Origin of the sequence: Myxococcus vastator (assembly GCF_010894475.1) — a bacterium.
Taxonomy (GTDB): domain Bacteria; phylum Myxococcota; class Myxococcia; order Myxococcales; family Myxococcaceae; genus Myxococcus; species Myxococcus vastator.
This window is the reverse complement of record NZ_JAAIYB010000628.1, coordinates 1-3,708: the sequence shown is the minus strand read 5'-3', so window position 1 is coordinate 3,708 and position 3,708 is coordinate 1. Positions and strand designations below refer to the sequence as shown.

Annotated in this window: 4 protein-coding genes and 1 pseudogene; all 5 read right to left on the bottom strand. The window is 69.8% G+C overall.

The window, feature by feature from the left end; genetic code table 11:
• On the bottom strand, positions 1-433 hold a 433-nt coding region (locus G4D87_RS35135), incomplete at its 3' end, for a zinc-ribbon domain-containing protein (RefSeq protein WP_205507841.1).
• Positions 434-436: 3 nt separating this feature from the next.
• Positions 437-1,981, bottom strand: coding sequence for a bifunctional phosphoribosylaminoimidazolecarboxamide formyltransferase/IMP cyclohydrolase (gene purH / locus G4D87_RS35130; protein ID WP_163787058.1), 1,545 nt, complete (start codon positions 1,979-1,981; stop codon positions 437-439).
• A 105-nt stretch (positions 1,982-2,086) separates the two neighbouring features.
• Positions 2,087-2,578, bottom strand: a complete 492-nt coding sequence (locus G4D87_RS35125) for a sigma factor-like helix-turn-helix DNA-binding protein (RefSeq protein WP_002635080.1) — start codon at positions 2,576-2,578, stop codon at positions 2,087-2,089.
• Between the two features lie 42 nt (positions 2,579-2,620).
• Positions 2,621-3,145 carry a MerR family transcriptional regulator gene (locus G4D87_RS35120; protein WP_163787056.1) on the bottom strand — a complete coding sequence of 175 codons (525 nt, stop codon included), beginning with the start codon at positions 3,143-3,145 and terminating at the stop codon, positions 2,621-2,623.
• 301 nt (positions 3,146-3,446) lie between these two features.
• Positions 3,447-3,708 (bottom strand): annotated as a pseudogene (locus G4D87_RS35115) (serine/threonine protein kinase); the annotation flags it as partial.

The following is a 3,708-nucleotide window of genomic DNA, read 5'->3' as shown; positions in this document are numbered from 1 at the left end:
CCCCACCACCTCCCGACGCCGGCGTCCCCAGGTCCGCGAAGGGGTCCACGGGCGGCGCGGACGCGGGAGCCGGCGACGGCATCGCCCCGAAGTCGCCGAACAGGTCCGAGCCGGACGCGCGCTCGCCCTGGGCCGACTTGGGCGCCGGAGCCGCGCCAGGTGCCGGCGCGGCGGGCGGCGGCGCACCGAAGTCGCCAAAGAGGTCGTCCGCGGGACTCGACGCGGGCGCCGCGCCGGAGACAGGCGTCAGTGTGACGGGCGACGCGGGCTGCGACGCCGGAGCCGGCGCGCCAGCAGCGGGCACAGCCGAGGGATCGCGCCGGACCAACTGAAGGTTCCGGCAGCGAGGACACTGCGCGCGAACGCCCTTGGCGGTGATGAGCTTGTCATCAATCGCGTAGGCGGCCGCGCATTTCTGACAGACGATGCGCATGGCTCAGTGCCGGAAGTGTCGCACTCCCGTCAGCACCATGGCCATCCCATGTTCATCCGCGGCGGCAATCAACTCCGCGTCACGGACCGAACCGCCGGGTTGTACGACACAGGTGGCCCCCGCCCGGGCGGCCTCGTCCAGGCCGTCCCGGAACGGGAAGAAGGCGTCCGAGGCCACCGCGCTCCCCCGGAGGGCCGCTCCGCCGCGCTGCATCGCGATGCGGACCGAGTCCACCCGGTTCGTCTGCCCCCCGCCCTGCGCCAGCAGCTGCTCACCCGAGGCGAAGACGATGGCGTTGCTCTTGACGTGTTTGCACACCTTCCAGGCAAAGAGCAGGGCCCGCTCCTCCTCCGGCGTGGGGGCCCGCTTGGAGACCACCTTCCACGACAGCGGCGGCTCCACCGAGTCCCGGTCCATCAGCAGCATGCCGCCGGACACACTGCGAGCGTCCAGCTGGGCACGTGGCCGGGCCTGGGGACTGGCGAGCGCGGGGCCCGCCTCCAGGAGCCGCAGGTTCTTCTTCGCCGCCAGCACCTGCAGCGCCTCCGGCGAGTAGGACGGCGCGATGACCGCCTCCAGGAACGTCTCCGCCATGGCCTGGGCCGTGGCCGCGTCCACCTCGCGGTTGAGCGCGACGATGCCTCCGAAGGCGGAGACCTCGTCCACCGCGCGGGCGGTGCGGTAGGCCTTCACCAGGGCGTCATCCACCGCCACCCCGCACGGCGTGTTGTGCTTGATGATGACGGCCGCGGGGGCCTCCGGGAACTCCAGCAGCAGGCCCAGCGCCGCGTCCAGGTCCAGGATGTTGTTGTAAGAAAGCTCCTTGCCCTGCAGCACCTTGGCGAAGGCGACCGTCGGCTCCTGGGGCGTGGCGTGCTCGCGGTAGAAGGCGCCACGCTGGTGCGGGTTCTCCCCGTAGCGCAGGTCCTGCGACTTCTGGAACGCCAGCGACAGCTCCCCCGGGAACGGCTCGCCCGCCTGCGCGGACAGCCACGCGGAGATGGAGGCGTCGTAGGCCGCCGTGTGCGCGAAGGCCTTGCGCATCAGCCGGCGCCGCGTGTCCTCGCTCACCGTCTGCTGCTGCTCCAGCTCCGCCAGCACCGCGGGATAGTCGTCCGGGTCCACCACCACCGAGACGTGCCGGAAGTTCTTCGCGGAGGCGCGCACCATCGCGGGCCCGCCGATATCAATCTGCTCGATGACCTCCGGCTCCGCGGCGCCCGAGGCCACCGTCTGCCGGAACGGATACAGGTTCACCGCGACCAGGGAGATGGGCTCGATGCCGTGCGCCTTCATCTCCTCCCGGTCGGCCTCCAGCTCCAGCCGTCCCAGGATGCCGCCGTGGATGCGGGGGTGGAGCGTCTTCACGCGGCCACCCAGAATCTCGGGGCTCTGTGTGTGCTCGGACACCTTGGTGACGGGCACCCCCGCGCCCTTGAGCGCCTCCAGCGTGCCCCCGGTGGACAACAACCGGAAGCCCAGGCGGACGAGCCCCTGGGCGAAGGAAACCAGACCTCGCTTGTCGGAAACGCTCAGGAGAGCCAGCACGTGTGGGCCTCGGTGTGCGGGAAGCGGCGGTAGTAGCAACCACCCCCTGGGGTGTCAACGCAACACGTCGGCCCTCCGTTTGCGGGTGGAAACCACCCGCGGACCTCAGGGCTTGCGAGCCGAAACCGGAGGCTCGGCTTCGGTGGCCTCGCGCAGCTTCATCAGCCCGCGCGTCTCCACCTGGCGGATGCGCTCACGGGTGAGGTTCATGATCTCCCCCACCTCCTCGAGCGTGATGCCGCCCTTCTCCGCCACGTCCAGGGCGCAGGTGTGCTCCAGCTCCCAGATCTCCTTGTCCGGGAAGTTGAGCTTGATGGACCCCGTCTCCGGATTCACGTCCAGATAGAGGTTGTGCTTGCAGGAGACGAAGTTGCACGGCCGGGGACCGTTGATGCAGTCCGCGCGCGTGCGCGGCCGTGTGTCGTCCATCTGCTTCAGCAGGTCGGCCTCTTCGGGGTCCACCTGACCCGTGAGACGCCGCCTCCGCAGGTCGCGCGCCATCTCCTTGCGCGACATGGTCTTGGAACGGCGGCGCTCCTGCGCCTGGTCCGATTCCTGGTCCCCCCCCTCCTCCTGTAGCTGCTTCACTTCCGACATGTCCCCTCCACGTGAGGCCAGTCTACCCGGTTCCCGGGTATTCTATTGCGAACGGATGGTTTCGTCTGCGCGTGCGGTCACGGCACTACCCAGCCGGGCGACATCCCGGACCAGATCCTGCGCTCTTTGCCGCAAGGTTGCTAGCTGCGCCTCGAGCGTACGCCGATGCTCCCCCCCAAAGGCACGGTCCCCCAGCTCCTCCTGGAACCCGTTCAGGAGGCCCGCCAGGTCCCGCTCCAACTGGTCGATGTAGTTGCTGTGGAAGACATAGGACCGCTTGATGTCCTCCAGGGTGTGCCCCTCCGCCATCATCCTCTTGATGACGTTGATGCGGCGCACCGCCTCCACCGGGTAGAGCCCGACGCTCCCCTGGTGCTTCCCCTTCCGGCCCACCCGGCGGCTCCTGGGTAGCAAGCCCGCCTGCACGTACTTCCGGAACGTCGCCTCCGAGAGGCGCACGCCCCGTGGCCGGAAGATTTCCAGGATGGCGCTCGCGGGCAGACCGCTCGCGTTCTCGCGCTCGATCCGAGCAATCTCCTCAGGAGCCAGCAGGTCCATGGATTCCATTGAATATAATCCACTGAGTGGAGGCCACTGAGTGCCAGAACGGACGGTTGGGTGTCAAGGCAGACCACCAGGCAGGCAGACGGCGACGGACGAATCGCGCGCCTTTGAACAGGCGGGACGGCAGGTGGGGCGAGGTAGGCGTGACAGCCCGAAGGCAGCTCGCCGGGTGCGCGGCGGCAGCGTTCAGGACTGGACGGTGAGGGTGCTCAAGCGGAAGCGAGCACGGGCGGGTGACTTCGGACCTGCGGTCCGGTTCCGGCGCGGCTGCCGGTGAGGCCGCCGCACCGGGAGCCGGCCTGGCTCAGCGACCCTTGGGGGCGCGGAACTCGCGGCTCACGGTGCCACCCGCGGTGACGGCGACGTCGTAGCGGCGCTCGCCGGACGGGTGCTGGAACACGAGCTTGTGGTTGCCGGCGGGCAACCGGTACGACGCCCGCCCCGTCACCTCGCCCATGCGCTTGCCGTTGATGAACACGGTGGCGTAGGGCGCGGCCTGGACCTGGAGCGTTCCGCTGGCCGGCGCCGCGCGCACGCGCTTCGTCTCCTGGGGCTCGGCGGTACCC

Bases quoted from the DNA above. Each gene is read 5' to 3' on its own strand.
- G4D87_RS35125 (WP_002635080.1), bottom strand. From the start codon at position 2,578: ATGTCGGAAGTGAAGCAGCTACAGGAGGAGGGGGGGGACCAGGAATCG.
- G4D87_RS35120 (WP_163787056.1), bottom strand. From the start codon at position 3,145: ATGGAATCCATGGACCTGCTGGCTCCTGAGGAGATTGCTCGGATCGAG.